The 18,372-nt window shown below is 62.3% G+C and carries 18 protein-coding genes; 15 read left to right on the top strand and 3 right to left on the bottom strand.

Translation table 11 applies throughout. The annotated features are described in order from the left end of the window. The 6 genes from NKJ37_RS11240 to NKJ37_RS11215 all read left to right on the top strand — a co-directional run. Positions 1-1,946 (top strand): calcium-binding protein (locus NKJ37_RS11240; RefSeq protein ID WP_352773833.1); only part of this gene is annotated, 1,946 nt, incomplete at its 5' end. Between the two features lie 60 nt (positions 1,947-2,006). After that, the gene (locus tag NKJ37_RS11235) at positions 2,007-2,378 is read left to right on the top strand and encodes a hypothetical protein (protein ID WP_023809946.1); all 372 of its coding nucleotides are present in this window, start codon (positions 2,007-2,009) and stop codon (positions 2,376-2,378) included. 31 nt (positions 2,379-2,409) lie between these two features. After that, positions 2,410-3,183, top strand: a complete 774-nt coding sequence (locus NKJ37_RS11230; protein ID WP_128305813.1) for a lytic transglycosylase domain-containing protein — start codon at positions 2,410-2,412, stop codon at positions 3,181-3,183. Between the two features lie 92 nt (positions 3,184-3,275). Further along, on the top strand, positions 3,276-4,475 hold the full coding sequence (locus NKJ37_RS11225) for a type 1 periplasmic-binding domain-containing protein (RefSeq protein WP_502901991.1): 1,200 nt from the start codon (positions 3,276-3,278) through the stop codon (positions 4,473-4,475). 33 nt (positions 4,476-4,508) lie between these two features. After that, positions 4,509-5,213: a thermonuclease family protein gene (locus NKJ37_RS11220; RefSeq protein ID WP_352610533.1), complete on the top strand. Its 705-nt coding sequence runs from the start codon at positions 4,509-4,511 to the stop codon at positions 5,211-5,213. 228 nt (positions 5,214-5,441) lie between these two features. Then, positions 5,442-6,194, top strand: a complete 753-nt coding sequence (locus NKJ37_RS11215) for a GGDEF domain-containing protein (protein WP_352773832.1) — start codon at positions 5,442-5,444, stop codon at positions 6,192-6,194. 58 nt (positions 6,195-6,252) lie between these two features. Here NKJ37_RS11215 and NKJ37_RS11210 read toward each other — a convergent pair whose 3' ends face one another. Both NKJ37_RS11210 and NKJ37_RS11205 read right to left on the bottom strand, forming a co-directional pair. After that, positions 6,253-7,800, bottom strand: a complete 1,548-nt coding sequence (locus NKJ37_RS11210) for a GMC family oxidoreductase (protein WP_352773831.1) — start codon at positions 7,798-7,800, stop codon at positions 6,253-6,255. Positions 7,801-7,842: 42 nt separating this feature from the next. After that, positions 7,843-8,520, bottom strand: a complete 678-nt coding sequence (locus NKJ37_RS11205; RefSeq protein WP_023809939.1) for a FadR/GntR family transcriptional regulator — start codon at positions 8,518-8,520, stop codon at positions 7,843-7,845. Positions 8,521-8,724: 204 nt separating this feature from the next. On the opposite strand from NKJ37_RS11205, the gene NKJ37_RS11200 reads away from it, so the two are divergent. The 9 genes from NKJ37_RS11200 (at position 8,725) to NKJ37_RS11160 (ending at position 17,814) form a co-directional block, all read left to right on the top strand. Then, complete coding sequence (locus tag NKJ37_RS11200) at positions 8,725-10,353, top strand: GMC family oxidoreductase (RefSeq protein ID WP_352440315.1); 1,629 nt, start codon at positions 8,725-8,727, stop codon at positions 10,351-10,353. 290 nt (positions 10,354-10,643) lie between these two features. Next, the gene (locus NKJ37_RS11195) at positions 10,644-11,795 is read left to right on the top strand and encodes a cupin domain-containing protein (RefSeq protein ID WP_027039500.1); all 1,152 of its coding nucleotides are present in this window, start codon (positions 10,644-10,646) and stop codon (positions 11,793-11,795) included. A 45-nt stretch (positions 11,796-11,840) separates the two neighbouring features. Further along, positions 11,841-12,998 carry an LVIVD repeat-containing protein gene (locus NKJ37_RS11190; protein ID WP_352773830.1) on the top strand — a complete coding sequence of 386 codons (1,158 nt, stop codon included), beginning with the start codon at positions 11,841-11,843 and terminating at the stop codon, positions 12,996-12,998. Positions 12,999-13,007: 9 nt separating this feature from the next. Further along, positions 13,008-13,415 (top strand): RidA family protein, encoded by a 408-nt coding sequence (locus NKJ37_RS11185; protein WP_023809936.1) that lies wholly within the window; start codon positions 13,008-13,010, stop codon positions 13,413-13,415. 26 nt (positions 13,416-13,441) lie between these two features. Continuing rightward, positions 13,442-14,062 carry a glutathione S-transferase family protein gene (locus NKJ37_RS11180; RefSeq protein WP_023809935.1) on the top strand — a complete coding sequence of 207 codons (621 nt, stop codon included), beginning with the start codon at positions 13,442-13,444 and terminating at the stop codon, positions 14,060-14,062. Further along, positions 14,062-14,991, top strand: a complete 930-nt coding sequence (fhmpcd1, locus tag NKJ37_RS11175; RefSeq protein ID WP_352440316.1) for a 5-formyl-3-hydroxy-2-methylpyridine 4-carboxylate 5-dehydrogenase — start codon at positions 14,062-14,064, stop codon at positions 14,989-14,991. Before NKJ37_RS11180 ends, fhmpcd1 begins: the two co-directional genes overlap by 1 nt. Before the next feature lie 130 nt (positions 14,992-15,121). Next, the gene (locus NKJ37_RS11170; protein ID WP_352553328.1) at positions 15,122-15,952 is read left to right on the top strand and encodes an ABC transporter ATP-binding protein; all 831 of its coding nucleotides are present in this window, start codon (positions 15,122-15,124) and stop codon (positions 15,950-15,952) included. After that, positions 15,949-16,764, top strand: a complete 816-nt coding sequence (locus NKJ37_RS11165) for an ABC transporter permease (RefSeq protein ID WP_224621906.1) — start codon at positions 15,949-15,951, stop codon at positions 16,762-16,764. The genes NKJ37_RS11170 and NKJ37_RS11165 overlap by 4 nt, the downstream gene beginning before the upstream one ends. Before the next feature lie 39 nt (positions 16,765-16,803). Continuing rightward, positions 16,804-17,814: an ABC transporter substrate-binding protein gene (locus NKJ37_RS11160; protein WP_023809931.1), complete on the top strand. Its 1,011-nt coding sequence runs from the start codon at positions 16,804-16,806 to the stop codon at positions 17,812-17,814. 38 nt (positions 17,815-17,852) lie between these two features. Here the strand turns inward: NKJ37_RS11160 and NKJ37_RS11155 are convergent, their stop codons facing one another. After that, positions 17,853-18,278 (bottom strand): hypothetical protein, encoded by a 426-nt coding sequence (locus NKJ37_RS11155; RefSeq protein ID WP_023809930.1) that lies wholly within the window; start codon positions 18,276-18,278, stop codon positions 17,853-17,855. Positions 18,279-18,372: the final 94 nt, after the last annotated feature.

Raw genomic sequence — 18,372 nt, 5'->3', positions numbered from 1 at the left:
ATGCCAACAACGGCACCAACACCGTCAACAATGTCGAGACCTTCACCTACCAGGCGACCGACGCCAACGGCAACACGATCACCAACACCATCACCATCGACGTCACCGACGACATTCCGACGGCACATGCCGACACTGGCAATGTAAACGAAGGCGCTCTGCTGACCGTGACGGCGGCGGCGGGCGTGCTGGTCAATGACGTTGCCGGCGCCGACGGTGCAACCATCGACGGCGTGCGGGCAGCGGGCGGCAATACGACGACGGCGGTGACGACCGGTGTTAACACCGACATTGCCGGCCTGCACGGCACCTTGCACCTCAACGCCGACGGCTCCTATACCTACCAGTCGACGACCCACAGCATCAGCGCCAACACCACGGACGTGTTCGTCTACACCATCAAGGACGGCGACGGCGACCTGTCGACGACGACGCTGACCATCAACCTGGCGGACATCAATGACGCACCCGTTGTCGCGAACACCCAGAACTGGATGTCGAGCGACCCGGCGCAGCAGACCTTGAGCACGCCTAGCTATCCGAATGGGTATCCGTTGCTGGTTTCCATTCCGACGGATGCGGACGGGGATAACCTCATTGTCACCGCCACGGGAACGATCCCCACCGGCACATTCTATTTCAACGGCGTGACCTATGTCGCCCTAACAGCCGGCACGGTGCTCTACAATCCGTCCGGCGGTATCGATTTGCTGGACGACCTGGTTTATCGGCCAACAGCATCGCAAACTGACACGGTCAACAACAACCTGTCGCTGGATGTATATGACGGTCATACTCACATAGCGCAGACGGTCGGCATCCACGAAGTGCCGCCGACTAGCCTGCCGAGCGACACGTCGCAGATTGGCAATGGCAACAGTCCGCTTACGTCGGGTAACGATCAGATCACAACGCTCTCCCTGTCGCAAGCGACGGTCAGCGCAATCCTGGCTGATCCACACAACTCGACGGTAGTGGTCTATACCGACTTCCAGGAGTCGCCTTTCATCACGCCTATTCCCTTGGGCGAACGGAATCCGGGTGTCTACGGAGACAGCAGCGCGGGCTCGCATCGTGAGCAGGAAGTGCAAGTCGAAATCAGAATTGGCTCGGATCGCTTCGCGATCGTCGAAGATGACACCAGCCCTGGGACTTTCGAGCAGAGCTGGTTCTACGATCCGACCACAGGTTTGATGAAGGCGACCGTCGACTACGACCACATTTACCTTCTGGACGGCAGCGGCAATGCCACCTCCACAACGCTTGCCAGCTACCTGATCACGCATCCGCCGTCAGTCGGCGACAACTGGACCCTGTCTTATTTCGACAATGATGGCGGCAATTTCCAGGCGCGCAAAGTGAGCTTCTCTTTCTTCTCGCATGATCCAGGCGACCCCGGGATCACGGTGAATGGCGATGCCACACTGGCCGACCAGATCTATGGAACGTCCGGCATCGACCATCTTAACGGCAATGGCGGCAATGACATCATCATTGGGCGAGGTGGCAACGACTTCCTTGACGGCGGTGCTGGCAACGACACGCTCGATGGAGGTGCTGGCAACGACACGCTCGATGGAGGTGCTGGCAACGACCTGCTCATCGGTGGCGCGGGCCAAGACACGCTTACCGGAGGCACTGGCGCCGACACGTTCAAGCTCGATCATCTCGACATCAAGGATCTCATCACTGACTTCAATGGCGGCGAGGGCGACAAGATCGACCTGACCGGGCTGTTCGACACAGCACCCGGAGGGGCTAATATCGGTGACTTCGTGAACTACGATGCGGGGACGGGCACGCTCAGCGTAGATGCGAATGGGACAACCGGCGGCGCCAATTTCATTGACGTGGCAACGCTGACGAACTTGCCCGCTGCCAACACCATCACGCTGCTCTACGACGACGGCGTAACCCAGCATACGACGACTGCAAACGTGGTTTAACGCCATGGCGCACGGCCACGCGACTATGTTATACATCGCTAATATCTAGGGGAGCTCAACATGAAACGTTCTGCAAGACTGCTGGTTTCCGCTGCGACGCTGTTGCTGGCAGTCGGGTCGACGGGGTATGCCGCCGACATCATCGATGGCCCGACCGGCGATTATTGCCGTGTCGTGGGGACGTCCAACCTGGTGCTGAACGACAACATCGTCGATCTGAAGCAGCAAGTGGTGAAGCTGATGGACGAGTCGGTCGCCGCCGCCAACAGTTCGGAGTGGATCAACTCGTCGCGTCCCGTCTTCGTCTGGGCATCGGAAGCCAAGGTCGCCTGCGGCATGGCTTACGGCTACCTCAAGACGAACTACAAGGACGAAGACACCCTCAACAAATGCGAGTGTTTTCACGATCGCATGGTCGAGTACATGCACTGACCGGCTAGGCGAACCACGCCTGTTGGCCATCATGACAGCCGACGGATCCTTCCTGAAGGCGGTCGCGGGCGCGATCGTGTTGCTTGGCTTTGTCCAAACGGTCACGCCGGCCAGTGCCAACTGGCTGGAACGACCATCCGTGAAACAACAGCTTTCGTCCGGCCTGAAGCAGGCAGTGCGCTGTGATCCGGCCACGGAGTGGACCCGGCAGACATTCAAGGCATTTGCCAGCTGCCAGGCATCGATCCATGGCCTGGAGCCGCTGCTGGCGCATGCGGTGATGGAGATCGAAAGCGGCTTCGATCCCGGCGTGCAAGGCGCCGACGGCGAAGTCGGCCTGATGCAGGTGATGCCGGCGACGGCCAGGATGCTCGGCTTTCGAGGTTCTCTGGACGATCTGAGCGCGCCGGCGACCAACATCGCGCTGGGAGTCAGATATCTTGCACAGGCCAACAGGCTGGCCGGGGGCGATCTGTGCACCACCGTCATGAAGTATCGCGCCGGGCACAATGAAAGCCGGTTCTCGGCCCTTTCGGTCCGCTACTGCCAGCGTGCGCGGGCAATCCTGGCAAGGGAGGGGATTGAAGTGACCGGGCCGTTGCCGGTGGCGACGTTCGGCTTTTCCGCCTTTTCAGGCGGTGAGGGTGGAGCCGCTGCCCAATTCTGGCCGGGGAAGGGGGCAAAGGGCGTTTGCGTGCGCCGCCTGTTCGTGCCCGGGCCGCGATACATGAAATGCGCCGACTATCGAAGTGCCGGGCAAGCAAGGCAGATCAGGACGCTCAGAGGCAGGCTTTTCGGCGGCTAAAAGAACTACAGACGGCACTGCAAGTCCGCCGTAACATGCGTTGGAGACCAGACCGGGAACAATATCCGGCGGCACATAGGGGTGGAGCATTCATGGAAGCTGGCCGACAGGTCCACTGTCCGCGGACATGGGCAATCGCCTTGGCGCTCGCCGCGATCTTATCGGGCTGCCAGTCGAAAGGCGGCGTGTCCGAAGTGCTCGATCCGGCGGCGATTGCCGCGCCTGCCGGGCAGAATGGCGCCGCCGGTGCCGGCCCCGTCCAGGCGACCCAGTCGCTGGGCACCGGTTCGACCAAAGTCACGATGCTGCTGCCGTTGTCCGGCTCCGGAACAGCGGGCGAAAACGGCAGGAAAATGCTGGATGCGGCCAAGCTGGCGATGACGGATATTGGCAATGGATTGCTTACGCTGACGGTAGAAGACACCAAAGGCGACAGCGCACTGGCCAGCAAAATGGCGATAACGGCCATAACGACGGGCTCGAAGGTCGTGATCGGCCCGACCGAACTGACGGCAGCCCAGCATATTGCCACGCTGTCTGGATCGAAGCGGCCACCGGTCCTGGCGCTCGCCGATAATTTCGCCGGCGGCGCCGGGGTTTATGCCGTGCTCCTTGGTGAAGCGGACAGCGCCGCCGCGGGCGCCGCGGGACTGGCGGCGAAAGGCAGCAAGAAGTTCGTACTGCTTGTCGCGGATGGCCCAAACGCCGGCGCCATGGAGAAGCGGGTCGCAAACAGCCTCAGCATCTACGGCGCGGCGCTCGCGGTCACTCTCCGATATTCCGCCGGCGACGGCGCCGCGAAGGCGGTCGACGAAATGGGCTCACTCGTGGACGCCCCCGACGCCGTCATTGTCGCCAGCGGCAATGGCAGTCCGTCGCCTGTCCTTGCCGCCCTCAAATCGAAGGGCATTCCGGGAAAGACTGTCTCCGTCGTCGGAACGAACCGTTGGCTGGAGCACCCCATGGATCCGCTCTTAGAGGGGGCGTTTATCGCCACGCTCGATCCAAGTGAAACCGGGCCGATCGCCGACCGCTTCAGGACGGCATACAACTATCCCGCTGACGTCAATGTGGCCTATGCCTATGACATGGTTGCCCTGACGGCAGGGATTGCCAGCGCGATCGGGCCTGATGGCTTCAGCAAAAAGGTTCTCGAGAATCCAAACGGCTTTCGCGGGTCGACCGGCCTGTTCCGGTTTCGGGCCGACGGATCCAGCGAACGCTCGATGCCGTTCTATCGGATTGAAAAAGGTGCGCTCAAGCTGGTTGCCAAATCGACGTCGGGTTTCTGACCGGCGCAAATCCCTGAGATCCTGTTCAAGCTGATGGGCAGGCCGGGCCGCAGCCGCTTGGCGATCGCGCTTGGAAGCCTGCTGCTTCTGGCCGGGATACTGCTGATCATTCAAGGTGGGGCGTTGCTTTCGGTCGATCGGCCTGTCCGTGCCCCGTCGCGGGATGTTGACGATACGCAGCCTATCCGGCCGGTTGCCCCGGTAGCCGGCGCACAGCGCCTGGAGCCGGCGCGCAAGGTTGCTCAAGACCTGATCGCTCCGCCACGGCTTGATCCCGCTGAGATCGAACGGACCGAGCCCCGTCCGCCACTCAGCGAGCTCGGTCTCGCCGTGCCCCCCAAAACGCCGATGCCTGGGGATTGGCGGGAGGTCTTGCTCTACCGCCCGGTTGCCACATCGTCGGCGATGTTCGCATCCATGGGCCGCAAGGTGGTCATCAGCGGAGTGCGAGGCATCGATCTCGACAGCTCCTGCTCGTTTCATGACGTCACCTGGCCTTGCGGCCTGCGCGCACGCGCCGTTTTCAATTCCTGGCTGAGGGGACGCGGGCTGCACTGTTTCGTACCGCCGGACGTCGAGCGTTTTGCCGTCGCCGCGCCATGCAGGCTGGGCAAGCAGGATGTTGGCGCCTGGCTTGTCTCCAACGGCTGGGCCACGGCGCTGCCGAGCGGCATCTACGGCAAGGCGGAGGCGACAGCCAGAAAGGCTGAGATGGGCATATTCGGCCCGGCACAATAGCCTGCCATTCAACCCTGATGTTTTGTTTGTTAACCGCCACGGGCGCAGCTTAGATCTTTGTTTTTCTGCATGTCCTTTTCCCAAAGCCGAGGTCATGCATTGGGAGCAAGCCGATTTCGTCCGCAGCCTTGATGGGGTCATCGCGCAATCGATTAAATTGCAAGGTTCCTTGAAACTGAAATTGCAACACACCGGCCCTATACCAGCCCATCCACAGGAGATCGGCCAGTGACAAAGACTATGGTGAGCACCACCGACCAGGCATGGAAAGGCGTCGCTTTGCTGACGTTTCTGGGAACCACTGCAATCCTGGGCGTTTCCGTCGGCCTCAATTATCTGCTCCTGTTCTCCGAGGCGCTGACGCCATTTGGGCGCAGCATGATCACGGCAATCCTGTTGCCTGTCGTCCTTGGTGTTCCGCTTTTTCTGTTCGTTGGATTGAAACAGATCGAGCTTCGTCGCTATCGCCGGGAACTCGACAAGTCGGCAACCTTCGACACCACGACCGGCTGCCTGAACGGAGCGGTCTTCACGTCGATGGTCGAAAAAAGAACGGCAAGGCCGTGGGTGCCGGGGCCTAAATCGGGCGCCTTCCTGGTTATCCATTCGGAGCATCTGCGGTCCATCAACCTGCGCTTTGGTCTTGAATGGGGCGATCAAGCCTTGCGGCTCATAGCCTCGACCATACAATCGTCGGTGCGCGCGGAAGACCTGGTTGGACGCATGGGGACGTCTATGTTCGGGGTTTTCCTCGCCGGCGCGACCGAAGCAGAAGCCAGGGAAATCGGCGAGCGTATCGAGGCGCGCATCGCGCAAGTCTATTTCGCGCCAAAGGGGACCGAGGATGCCCTGACCGTCAAGGTCGGCGGCGTGGTGTTCGAAAACCAGGTGGAGTTCGCGGACATGTTCCGGTCCGCCGAGCAGCGCATGGCCGGCGTCCAGGACGGAGCCGCGTTTGAACTGACGCATCTCCATAGCTGACAATCGCCGGGAACCAGAGCCATTCGGAACCCAGGGGAATTGTCGGACGCGGCCGCGGTTACGCTGACGACGGGGTAGCCCGTGAAGACGCCGCCCAGGTTTCGGCTACGGCGACGATCGCGGCGTTGATCGGTCCGCTCGGGATCGCCGGTATCACCGAGGCGTCGACGACAAAGGCATTGTCGAAGCCGTTCAGCCGCAAGTCAGGATCGACGACGGCCTCAGTGTCACGACCCATCCGGCACGTGCCGGCCGGATGGTGATGGGTGGAAGCAGCCCTGGCAATGAAAGCATCGAGTTCGGCATCGGACTGAACCGGGGCGCCTGGCAGGATCTCCATATCGCGCCATTCGTCCAGAGCCGCATGATGGCCGACCATGCGCGCCCGCTTCAACGCCATCCTGAATGTCGCGCGGTCGTGTTCGGTTTCGAGATAATGTGGGTCGATGACCGGCGCATCGTTGCGGCCCGGCCCGCTTGGTGTGATGCGCCCTCGGCTTGTCGGATGGGTGACGCCGCACAGGATGGTAAAGGCGGAGCCATAGGGCGGGGTCTTCAGGCCCTCGGCCGCGGACGGGGCGACGACGCAGGCGAGCACGATATCGGGACTTCCCGTAGAGCGGGTCGGATCGTCGCTGTGCAGATACATCAGCGATTCGGAGTGCTGCAGGCGGGAGGGCGGCACCGGCTTTTTCGTGCTGTAGACATTTCCGAGAGCCAGCAGATGATCCTGCAGGTTGCGGCCCACATCGCCCCGATCGGCTAGGCAGCGTATATCAGCCTGCTTCAGCGTATCGGGACAGCCAATGCCCGACCGCATGAGGATGAGCGGCGTGGATACGGCGCCGGCGCAAAGAACGATCCGGTCGGCGCAGAGTGTTCCGGTCTCACCCCCGCACACCACGCTCACCCCCGTGATCTTGTGGCCGTCCAGCACCAGATGCTCGACCTCGTGGCCGGCGAGCAAGGTCAGGTTCGGCCGCGCCATGACCCGCGGCGGCAGATAGGCGTCGGCGACGCTCAGGCGCTTGCCGTCACGTATATTGAGTGAATTGGGACTGGTGCCGACCAGTTCGCCGCCGTTGTGGTCGCTCAGGGCGGGAGCGCCCAGGGATCGCCCGGCGGCGATGTAGGCACGCACGACCGGACTGACCTCGGCGTCCGGCAGATAGACGTCCAGCGGGCCGCTCTTGCCGCGTGTCCGCGCATCGAAGGCGGTGAAGGCTTCGCTGCGGATGAAGCCCGGCAACAACCCCCGATAGGACCAGCGCTCGCCACCGGCTTGTGCCCAAGGTTCGAAATCATCGGGATGGCCGCGCACATAGGCCATTGCATGCAGGCAGCTCGAGCCGCCGACTATCCTGCCGCGCGGCCATTCATGGACGCGGTCGGCAGTGAAGGGCTGGGGCACGGTCCGGTAGCTCCAGTCATAGGCGCGGCCCTGGAGCATCGTCCATTTCAGCGGATCGGCGATGTCGGGATCGGCCGGCATCGCCCCGGCCTCGATGAGGCCGACCTGGCACGACCGGTCTTCACTGAGCCGGCTGGCAACAACCGAGCCTGCGGATCCCGCGCCGATCACCAGCACGTCGAAATGACGTTTCAATTTGAAATTCCCCGCACAGGCTCGATGTCAGAGGTGATACGATCACGCGGCAAAGGCGCCGGCGTTCGACCGTTCCATGATCTGTCTCTGCACGGACAAAAGGTGCGCGCGCATTGCGGTCTCTGCCGCTTCGGGATCGCGCTGCGAGATCGCTTCGGCGATCAGGCGATGCTCGCCGTCGCGGTGGGCGATCCGCTTGGGGCAGGTGGGTGCCGCGGTGCGCGCAACCTTCACCCGCGCATCGACACCGACCTGGCGCAGCATCTTGTAGAATTCCGCGGCAAGGTGGTTGCGGGCCGCGGCGACGATCGCGAGATGGAAAGCGAAGTCGACCTCACCCGACGGGGCGTTCTCAGGCGTGGTTGCCGCGTCGAGGATCCGCGCCGTCTCGAAAGAGGAGGCGCGCAGCGACGCCAGTCGGGCAAGGCCCGGCTCCATGATCAGGCGCAATTCCAGGACCTCGATCGGATTGGTTACCCTGACCAGTTCCTCGCCATATCTCGGAAGGGCAGTCGGCGCCCGCCTGGCGCGCGCCGGCTTGAGGTCGCCCGAAAGGCGCAGCACTTCAAGCGCCTTGCGAAGCTGATGGCGCTTGACGCTCAGATGTTCCGCAAGATCGCGCTCGGACGGAAGCTTGCCGCCGCCCTGCTGCAACTGGCGGACCGCGGCGATGATGTCGTCGAGATCCGATGGTCCGACCTGCGGCTCGAATGCGCTCAAAACCAAATCTCCTGTCCGATCGGCAGACCGCCGACTCAACGTCCCGACATCATATTGTGACACGAAAACCTGTTCGACGGCACTCAACCAATTCAACCAATCTACAACTGTACGCAATGGTTGACAACACCAGTTGCGCAATGGTTGACTGCCCATGTCGACGGTTGCCATCGCGGCGGACCGTCTTTCTCCCGAGGATCACGCATGCCGGCTGACGAAACCTTTGACTACGTCATTGTCGGTGCGGGATCGGCCGGCTGCGTGCTGGCGAACCGGCTGAGCGAAGACCCTGCCGTGTCGGTGCTTCTGCTGGAGGCGGGGGATTGGGACCGCGATCCGATGATCCACATCCCGCTCGGCTGGGGCAAGATCCTGACCGAACGCCGCCACGACTGGATGTATTTCTGCGAGCCCGAGGCCAATGTCGGCGGGCGCAAGGTCGAATGCGCGCGCGGCAAGGTCATCGGCGGCTCTTCCTCCACCAACGCCATGGCTTATGTGCGCGGCAATCGCGGCGACTACGATCGCTGGGCGGCAAGCGGCCTGACGGACTGGTCGTTCGACAAGGTGCTGCCCTACTTCAAGAAGCAGGAGCGCTGGGAGGCGGGCGAAAGCCGGTATCGCGGCGGCAGCGGACCGCTGAACACCCAGTTCTGCCGCTACAAGGACGAACTGATCGATGCCTTCGCCACGGCCAGCCGTGATGCCGGATATCCGCAGACCGACGACTATAACGGCGCCATACAGGAAGGCTTCGGCCGGCTGCAGATGACAATTGCCAACGGCCGGCGCTGCTCGACCGCGACCGCCTATCTGCGGCCCGCCATGCGCCGCCGCAATGTCAAGGTGCTGACCGGCGCGATGGCGACGAAGATCCTGCTGAAGAATGGGCGCGCAACCGGCGTTGCCTATACCAGAGGCGGAGCGAGCCATGAAGTTCTGGCGCGGCGCGAAGTTCTGCTTGCCGGCGGCGTCATCAACACGCCGCAGCTGATGATGCTGTCAGGCATAGGCGACAGCGGCGAGCTCGCGGCGCATGGCATCGAGACCAAGGTTGATCGTGCGCAGGTCGGCAAGAATTTGCAGGACCATGTTTCGGTCATCCTGATGTATCGGCGCAAACAGCCGGGACCGTTTCTCAAGATGATGCGGGCCGATCGTATCGGGCTGGATTTCGTCAAGACCTATCTCACCGGAAAGGGCTTTTCGGGAGATGTGCCTGGCGGCGTCGTGGCATTCCTGAAAAGCGACGCAAGCCGGCCGTTGCCGGACGTGCAATTGCTGTTCACCGCCGCACCGCTTGGGGCATGGCCTTACATGTCGCCATTCAAGGCACCGTTCGCCGACGGCTTTGCGACCCGTATCGTCGCCGTGCAGCCGGAGAGCCGTGGCAGCGTCAAGCTGGCGTCGAGCGATCCGGTCGCCGCTCCGCTGATCCATCAGAACTTCCTGTCCTCGCAGCGCGACTGGCAGTCGCTTCGCGCCGGCTTTCGTGTTGCGCGCAACCTTGCCAGCCAGCCGTCCATGGCCCCGTTCGTTGGCGCGGAATTCTTCCCCGGCCCGAAATGTGAGAGCGACGAAGAGATCGACGAGCATATCCGCAAGACGTCGATCACCGTGCATCATCCGGCCGGCACGTGCCGTATGGGTGTCGATGCGGGGTCGGTGGTCGATCCGGAATTGCGGGTGCGCGGCGTTGCCGGACTTCGTGTCGTGGACGCCTCGGTGATGCCGGATCTCGTCTGCGGCAACATCAATGCGGCGGTCATCATGATCGCTGAAAAGGCCGCGGATCTGATCCGCAGCCGCGCTCAACAGAGCGTGGCGGCCTGATAAGACGGCCGGAATACAACCAAAGTCTTTTGGTTGACACTGAAAAACTGCGTTGGTTGGACTGTCATGTGCATCCGCATGGCCGTGACGAAGTGGTTTCACGCCCTGATTGCGAGCTGTATTTCGTGCATTTCTAGGCTATTTCTGCCTATTTCTGGGCATTTGCCTCTCAAAAATGCACCCCAACCAAAAACTTATAAAATTCGCAATTTGGGTATTGTCGAGCAAAACCAATGCGAATACGGTTGAGTTGGTTATAAGTATTTTCTTCGCGATGAGAGGTGTCCGATATGTCCCTGGCGCAACCAGCTAACGATGTGCTCACCAACAAGAAGGCAGCACTCAAGGGCCTCTATGACGCCCTCTACGCTAAGAACATGTTTCCGTTCTGGGCGACGTCGGAAGGCGTCGACCATGACGAGATCAAGCAGCTGATGGCGACGTCGAAGGCCGTTCCCTTCGTGTGGTCCTATTCGGACATCGAGCCGCTGCTGCAGCGCGCCGCCGAACTGGTGACCATGGACGACAGCGAGCGCCGTTCGCTGATCCTGGTCAATCCCGGCCTTGCGCCCAAGCGTGCCTCGGTCAGCACCATGTACACTGCCTATCGCCTGAACGATCCCGACGAGATCATGCCGCCGCACAAGCACTCGCCGAGCGCCATCCGCTTCGGCCTGACCGGCAAGGGCAACTTCACCGGCGTCGAGGGCGAAGACGTGGTCTTCGGCCCGGGCGACATGGTGCTGACGCCCAACGACGCCTGGCACAATCATGGCACCGTCGGCGGTGAGCAGGCGGTCAACCTGTCGGTGCTCGACCTGCCGCTGGTCGAAACGCTGCATGCCGTCCATTTCGACCACAAATACACCGAGATGGTCGATGGCAAGGAAGTCGAGAAGAAGGTGCAGACCGCCCGCTATCCCGGTGACTACTCACAGCGCATCTATGGCGAGGGCGGCCTGATGCCGCGTTTCGTCGATCACAAGCGCGGCGGCGGCCTGTCGTCGCCGATGTATGTCTACCGCTGGGAGAAGATGGAAGCGGTCCTCGATGCCCACAAGGATTGGGACGGCGACCCTCATGAAGGCATCGTCATCGACTATGTCGATCCGACGACCGGCGGACCCGTCTTCCACACCATCAATTTCTACGTGCAGATGCTGCGCCCCGGCGAGAAGACCTTGCCGCAGCGCGAGACCGCCAGCCTGCTCTTGGCGCCGTTCCGTGGCAACGGCCATTCGATCATCGACGGCAAGCGTTACGACTGGAACCAATTCGACACCATCGCCATACCCGGGGGTTCCTGGGTCGAGCATGTCAACGGCTCGTCGAGCGAGCCGGTGATCTTCTTCGGCGCCACCGATGCGCCGACGCAGAAGGCGCTGCTCCTCTACAAGCGCTGGGGCCGCAACCAGGCCGGCGATCTGCTCCGTCTCGTCTAGTTCCCATCCTACTGCCCCGCCGCCATTGGCGGCGGGGACATTGAAATGACGTTTCAGCAGCAAGGGCGTATGCATTTGGTTTCGGCGTTCAACACCAAGCAGATCGGCCATGTCGACTGCCCAGGCGGCGGCCAGGTCTGGGTCGACGGCAACATCCTCTATATCGGCCACATGCGGCCGCCGAGCGGTACGACGCTGGTCGACATTTCCGACCCGCGCAATCCGCGCAAGATAGCCACGATCGATGTTCCGCCCGGCTGGCACTCGCACAAGGTGCGCGCCAAGGACGGGCTGATGATCATCAACCACGAGCGCTTTGGCGATGCCGGCCCGGCCGATTTCGGCGGCGGGTTGGTACTCTACGACACAACCAAGCCGGCACAGCCCAAGCTCATCTCGAAATGGATAACCGGCGGCAAGGGCGTCCACCGCTACGACTTCGACGGCCGTTACGTCTACATCTCGCCGACCGCCGACGGTTATGTCGGCAACATCGTGATGATCCTCGACCTGATCGATCCCACAAAGCCGGTCGAGGTCGGACGCTGGTGGATACCCGGCCAGTGGACCGGTGGCGGCGAGGAATACCCCTGGCACGACTATGTCACGCCGCGTTGCCACCATCCTTTGCGCATGGGCGACCGGCTGTATGTCAGCTACTGGCATCACGGCCTGTTCATCCTCGACATTTCGGACATCACCAAGCCGAAGCTGGTCTCGCACGTCAATTCGAGCCCGAGCTTTCCGCATCCCACCCACACCTGCCTGCCGATTCCACAGCCGCTCAAGGGCCGCAACATCATGGTGGTGGCGGACGAGGACGTCGCCAAGCTTCGGCCATCACCGCCGGCCTTCACGTGGATCTACGACATCACCGACGAGACCAACCCGTTGCCGATCTCGACCTTCCAGGTGCCGGGCCTCGACCCGGATGGTTCACCGCAGCCGCAGATGACCGGCTGCCATCAGCCTTCCGAACGGTTCAAGGGCACGATCATTCCGTTTGCATGGTTCGCGCAGGGGCTGCGCCTCGTCGACATCGCCGACCCGTTCGCGCCAAAGGAGGTCGGCCATTTCGTGCCCGACGCGCCCGAGGGGGCGGAGCGTTCCTCGTCCAACGACGTGACCATCGACGACCGCGGCATCGTCTACCTGATCGATCGCATCCGTGGCGTCGACATCATCGAAACCAGTGTTCTCTAGGAGCAGGCATTGAGCGACAGCACGCGAAAATCCGCCAGCCATTACGCCATCGGCAACAAGAACCCGAACCTGCCGTTTCATCCGGCGGTGCGTGCCGGCGACTTCATCTTCGTCTCGGGCCAGGTGCCGAAGGACGACAACAACAACATGATCAGCGGCACGATCGAGGAAGAGACGCTGGCCACGCTGAAGACCATCGCGCGCGTCATCGCGCATGAGGGCGCGACGCTGTCGGATGTCGTGCGGATCACCACCTATCTCGAGGATACGCGCGATTTCGGCCGCTACAACAAGGCGTTCCTCGAAGGGATCGGCGATGCCGTGCTGGCGCGCACGACCGTCGAGGCAAAGGCCGTCATCAACACCAAGATCGAAATGGACGCGATCGTCTACAAGCCGCTCCCAGCGAGCAAGTAGGCATTGGACACAATCGAGGAGACGACATGTACAAGCTGTTAGGCCGCCAGACATCAGGCAACGTCCAGAAGGTGCTCTTCATGCTCGAAGAGCTTGGGGCATCCTACAAGCGCGAGGACTATGGCCGCCAGTTCGAGAACACCCAGACGGCGGAATACAAGGCGCTCAACCCGACCTCCAAGGTGCCGACGCTGGTCGACGGTGACACCGTGATCTGGGAGTCCAACACCATCCTGCGCTATCTCGCGGCATTCGGTGGCGAACAGTTGAATGGCGCCACGCCGGCGGAAAAGACCGAGGTCGAGCGCTGGATGGATTTCCTGCTGGCGGCGGTCAATCCCGGCTACCTGGCGGCCTTCAAGGGCGCCAAGCTCACACCCGAGGAACAGACCGCCGAATACAAGGAACAGGTGAAGGACCTTGTCGCGCAACTCAAGATCGTCGATGGCCACCTGGCCGGCAAGGACTTCCTGGCGCTGGACAAGCTGACCCTTGCCGACATCGCCTGCGCGCCGATCCTGAAGCGCTGCGTCGACTTCAAGATCGACCGGCCGTCGATGCCCGATCTGGAGCGTTGGGTGGCCGCGATCGCCGCCCGGCCGGCCTTCAAGGCGGCAACCACTGCTGCTCCCGCAAAGGCCGCATAATGATCAGGCGCGCCGCTCTCATCGGATTGGGAACGATGGGTCCAGGCATCGCCGCGCGGCTTTCGCGCGGCGGCCTCGATGTCACGGCGTATGATGTTTCACAGGCGTCGGTCGAGCGTGCCCGCGGCATGCTCGATCTCGCCGGCGGCGTGCTCGATCGTCTCGACATCAAGGCGCCCGGGACAGGCGCCGGCAGCGTGCGATTCGTCGAGACGATCGCCGAGGCCGTCGATGGCGCCGAACTGGTGATCGAGAACGTGCCCGAGAATATCGACATCAAGGCGCAGACCTATCGTGACATCGATCCGCTGATCGGCCCGTCGGTCATCGTCGCTTCCGACACGTCGGGCATCCCGATCACCAAGCTGCAGGCGCATATTTCGCATCCCGAGCGGATGGTCGGCATGCACTGGTCGAACCCGCCGCACATCATTCCGATGATCGAAGTGATCGGCGGCGAAAAGACCGCACCTGAAACCGTGGCCACGATCCGCGACCTCATTCGCTCGATCGGCCTGCTGCCGGTGGTGGTGAAGAAGGATGTTCCAGGCTTCGTCGAGAACCGCGTGCTCTATGCGCTGCTGCGCGAGGCGGTTGATCTTGTCGAGCGCGGCGTCATCGAGCCGGAAGACCTCGACACCTGCGTATCCTGGGGCATCGGCTACAAGATCGCCGTCATCGGTCCGATGGCGCTGCTCGATATGGCGGGGCTGGATATCTACAAATCCGTCTCATCCTTCCTGAATGCCGATCTCTCCAACCGCGACGATGTCGCGCCGATGGTGCTGGAGAAGACGGCTGCGTTGAAGTTCGGCATCAAGTCGGGCGAGGGCATGTTTGCCTACACGCCCGAGCAGACAAAGGCGCTGCAAGGCGAACGGGCGCGCAAGCTCGTCGCGGTGCGGCGCATCCTGGAAGGCCGGGAGTAGCTAATGTCAAACGGTGCGCAGAGGGCAGGCCGGTTCGAGGAGTTCCACCGGTCGGCTGTTTGTGTGAAGGGTGCCTTCGCCATCAAGACGGCGTGGCTGCGGCCGACGAAAGCGCGCGGGGCGACAAGCCATGCGCATTGAAACCATTCGAGCCGCCGGTGACAGGCCGGCCCATATCCGCCATGACAATCTGATCTCCGCCAAGGGCGTTTCGGTGGTCATCGCCCGGCAGCTGATCCTCAGCAACATCGATCTCTCGGTGCCGAAGGGGTCGTTTGTCTCCCTTATCGGCCCTTCCGGTTGCGGCAAGAGCACCTTGCTCAAGGTGCTGGCCGGGCTGGTGAAGCCGACCCAGGGCAGCGTTGCGATCGCCGGGCTCGCACCGGTCGAGGCGGCGCGCAGGCGCATGATCGGCCTCGTCTTCCAGGACGCCAACCTGCTGCCGTGGAAGAACGCCGTCGACAATGCCTCGATGCTGCTCGGCATCGCCGACAAGTCGCTGTCGCGCTCGGAATTGCGGGCGCGCGGGCAGGAGATGCTGGAGCTGGTTGGGCTGGGCGACAGCGCCCACAAGCGGCCAAACGAGCTGTCGGGTGGCATGCGGCAGCGGGTCGCCATCGCACGAGCCCTGGCGCTCGATCCGGCGGTCCTGTTGATGGACGAACCGTTCGGCGCGCTCGATGCCATCACCCGCGATTCCATGGGTCAGTCGCTGCTGGAAATCTGGCAGCGTACCGGCAAGACGATCGTGCTCGTCACCCATTCCATCGACGAGGCTATCCATCTGTCGCGCCATGTTCACGTGCTGGGGATCAAGCCGGGGCGGATCACCGAGAGCCTCGACATTGCGCTGCCTTATCCACGCGACCTGACGGTCACCGAAGATCCGGAGTTCGTCAGGCTGGTGGTCCAGTTGCGAACGATGCTGCGCTCCAGCCATCAACCGGGAGGCGCGTCTTGAGCGACCAACCCATCACGGACCTTTCCGAGCCGCGGCTCGCCTCCAGCTGGAGTGCGGCGACCGGCAGTTGGCTGCCGGCGGTCATCCTGCTGCTGGTGACAATCGTAGCGTGGGAAGCCGCCGTGCGGATCTTTGCCATATCCGCCTTCATCATTCCCGCCCCGTCCGAGATCGCGAAGTCGCTGGTGGCGCAATGGGGCACGCTGATGCAAGCGACGCTGGTGACCGCGGGCGAGATCCTGTTCGGCTTCCTGGTCTCGGTCGTGGTCGGCATTGCCATTGCGCTGGTCATCGTGCGCTTCGACTGGCTGGGACGCGCGCTGTATCCACTGGTGGTGCTGTTCCAGAACGTGCCGAAAGTCGCGCTCGCGCCGATCTTCATCCTCTGGTTCGGCTATGGGCTGGCGCCCAAGATCGGCCTCATCCTGGTCATCGCCTTCTTCCCGGTGACACTGTCGATGCTGGCGGGCATGCAATCGGTCGACCGCTCGCTGCTGTCGCTGATGAATTCCGTCGGAGCCAGCCCGACGCAGATCCTGTTCAGGATCCGTGTTCCGCATTCGCTGCCGAACCTGATGGCCGGAACCAAGATCGCCGCCACGTTGAGCGTGATCGGCGCCATCGTCGGTGAGTTCGCCGGGGCGTCGGACGGTCTCGGCTACGTCATCCAGTTCGCTTCGACCCAGCTCGACACGGCGCTGGTCTTCGCAGCGCTGCTGCTCGTTTCCGTGCTTGGCATCGCCTTCTACTACGCCGCCGAAATCCTCGAACGCATCGTGGTGCCGTGGGCGCCGAAATTCAGCCAGTCCTAGGTCCGCTCGATCAACCAAATTCATAAAAGGGAACAAAAAATGCTGAGACGCTCACTTATCAAGGCCGCTACCTTCGCGGCGTTTGTTGCAGCACTCGGTTTTTCCAACGCTGCTCTGGCGGCGGACAAGGTCAACGTTCAGCTCGACTGGGTGGTGCGCGGCAATCACGCCATGTTTTTCGTCGGCAAGGAAAAAGGCTTCTTCGCCAAGAACGACATCGATGTGGCCGAGATCCGCAAGGGGTCCGGCTCGCCGGACGCGATGCGGCTGGTGGGCAATGAGAACGCGGATTTCGGCTTCGGCGATCTTCCCACGCTTGCCGTCGCACGGTCGCAGAATGTCCCGGTCGTGGCGCTGGCGGCCGTCAATCAGCACTCGCCGCTGGGGATCATTTCGCTGGCCAAGACGCTGAAGCTCACCAAGCCGTCCGACCTCAAGGGACTGACCATCGGCATTCATCCGGCTGGCTCCACCTACATCTTCTTCAAGGGCTTCCTGGCCGCCAATGGCCTGACCGAAAAGGACATGACGCTGAACAGCGTCTCGCCTCCCTATGAAAGCTATCTGCTGCTGGGCCGGGTTCAGACGGTCGTCGGCTATATCGACGCGGAGGTTCCCGAGCTGGAGGCGAAGGCCGGAGGCCCCGGCTCGCTCAGCATCATGATGGGGGCGGACCATGGGTGGAAAGCCTATGGCTCGGGCCTGTTCACCTCGCAGGCGATGATCAAGGACAAGCCGGACGTCGTGCGCCGCTTCGTCAAGGCGTACAGGGAGGCCTTCGACTATGTCGTGGCTCATCCGGAAGAGGCCGCCGAGATCACGGCCAAGGCAGCGCCCGGCTATGCGGACAAGAAGGACGTGCTGCTGGCGCAGATCAACGCCGACATCGCCTCGACATTCAGCAGCCCCGACACCAAGGAACACGGTCTCGGCTGGATGACGAAGACGCAGTGGGAGGAGACCCTAAAGACGCTGACGGACCAGGGCGTGCTCAAGGCGGCTCTGTCGGCGGACGACGTCTTCACCGACGCATTCCTGGCAAAAGAATAAGGGGCGCGCGGTGTTCGAACGGAAAGATCGATGAGCGCCTACCGGCAGACCAGGCTGTCCTGCGCGATGGCGCAGGACACATCACGCTCGCCTTTCGCCGCATCGGCGCGGTCGAGCGTGACCTGCACGCGGGTGGCATATGCCCGGCTCGCCAGACCGCACCACAGCCGCTCGACGGGCAGGTTCTCGCGCTTGTCGTTGAGGATCGTGAACGTGCCGGTCTTCGCATCGAACCAGAGCTCGACGCGGGTCTTCTTGCCCGGCTCGATCGTTGCGATCCCGGCTGAATACCAGTGGGCGAAGTCGGCGTTGCAGGAGAGGCCTTCGCTGCCCGCATTCGAAATCGTCAACGGAACCATGTCGAGCCCGTCAGTGCCGGTGCGGACGGTGACATGGTGCAACTCAACCGCGTTGGCGAAGGACGACAACGCCAGCATCACCGGAAGGGCATAACGGATCTTCACTTTGCCTGAGCTCCATATATAAATTTCGCAGGCAGTCTATCTCGCTTTCGCGCAATAACAATAAGAATGTTGATTGGTAAATCAAAACAGAGAG

Origin of the sequence: Mesorhizobium sp. M0140 (genome assembly GCF_040322475.1) — a bacterium.
GTDB lineage: Bacteria > Pseudomonadota > Alphaproteobacteria > Rhizobiales > Rhizobiaceae > Mesorhizobium.
Note: the sequence above shows the minus strand (reverse complement) of the source record. Positions and strands in the feature narration are given on the sequence as shown.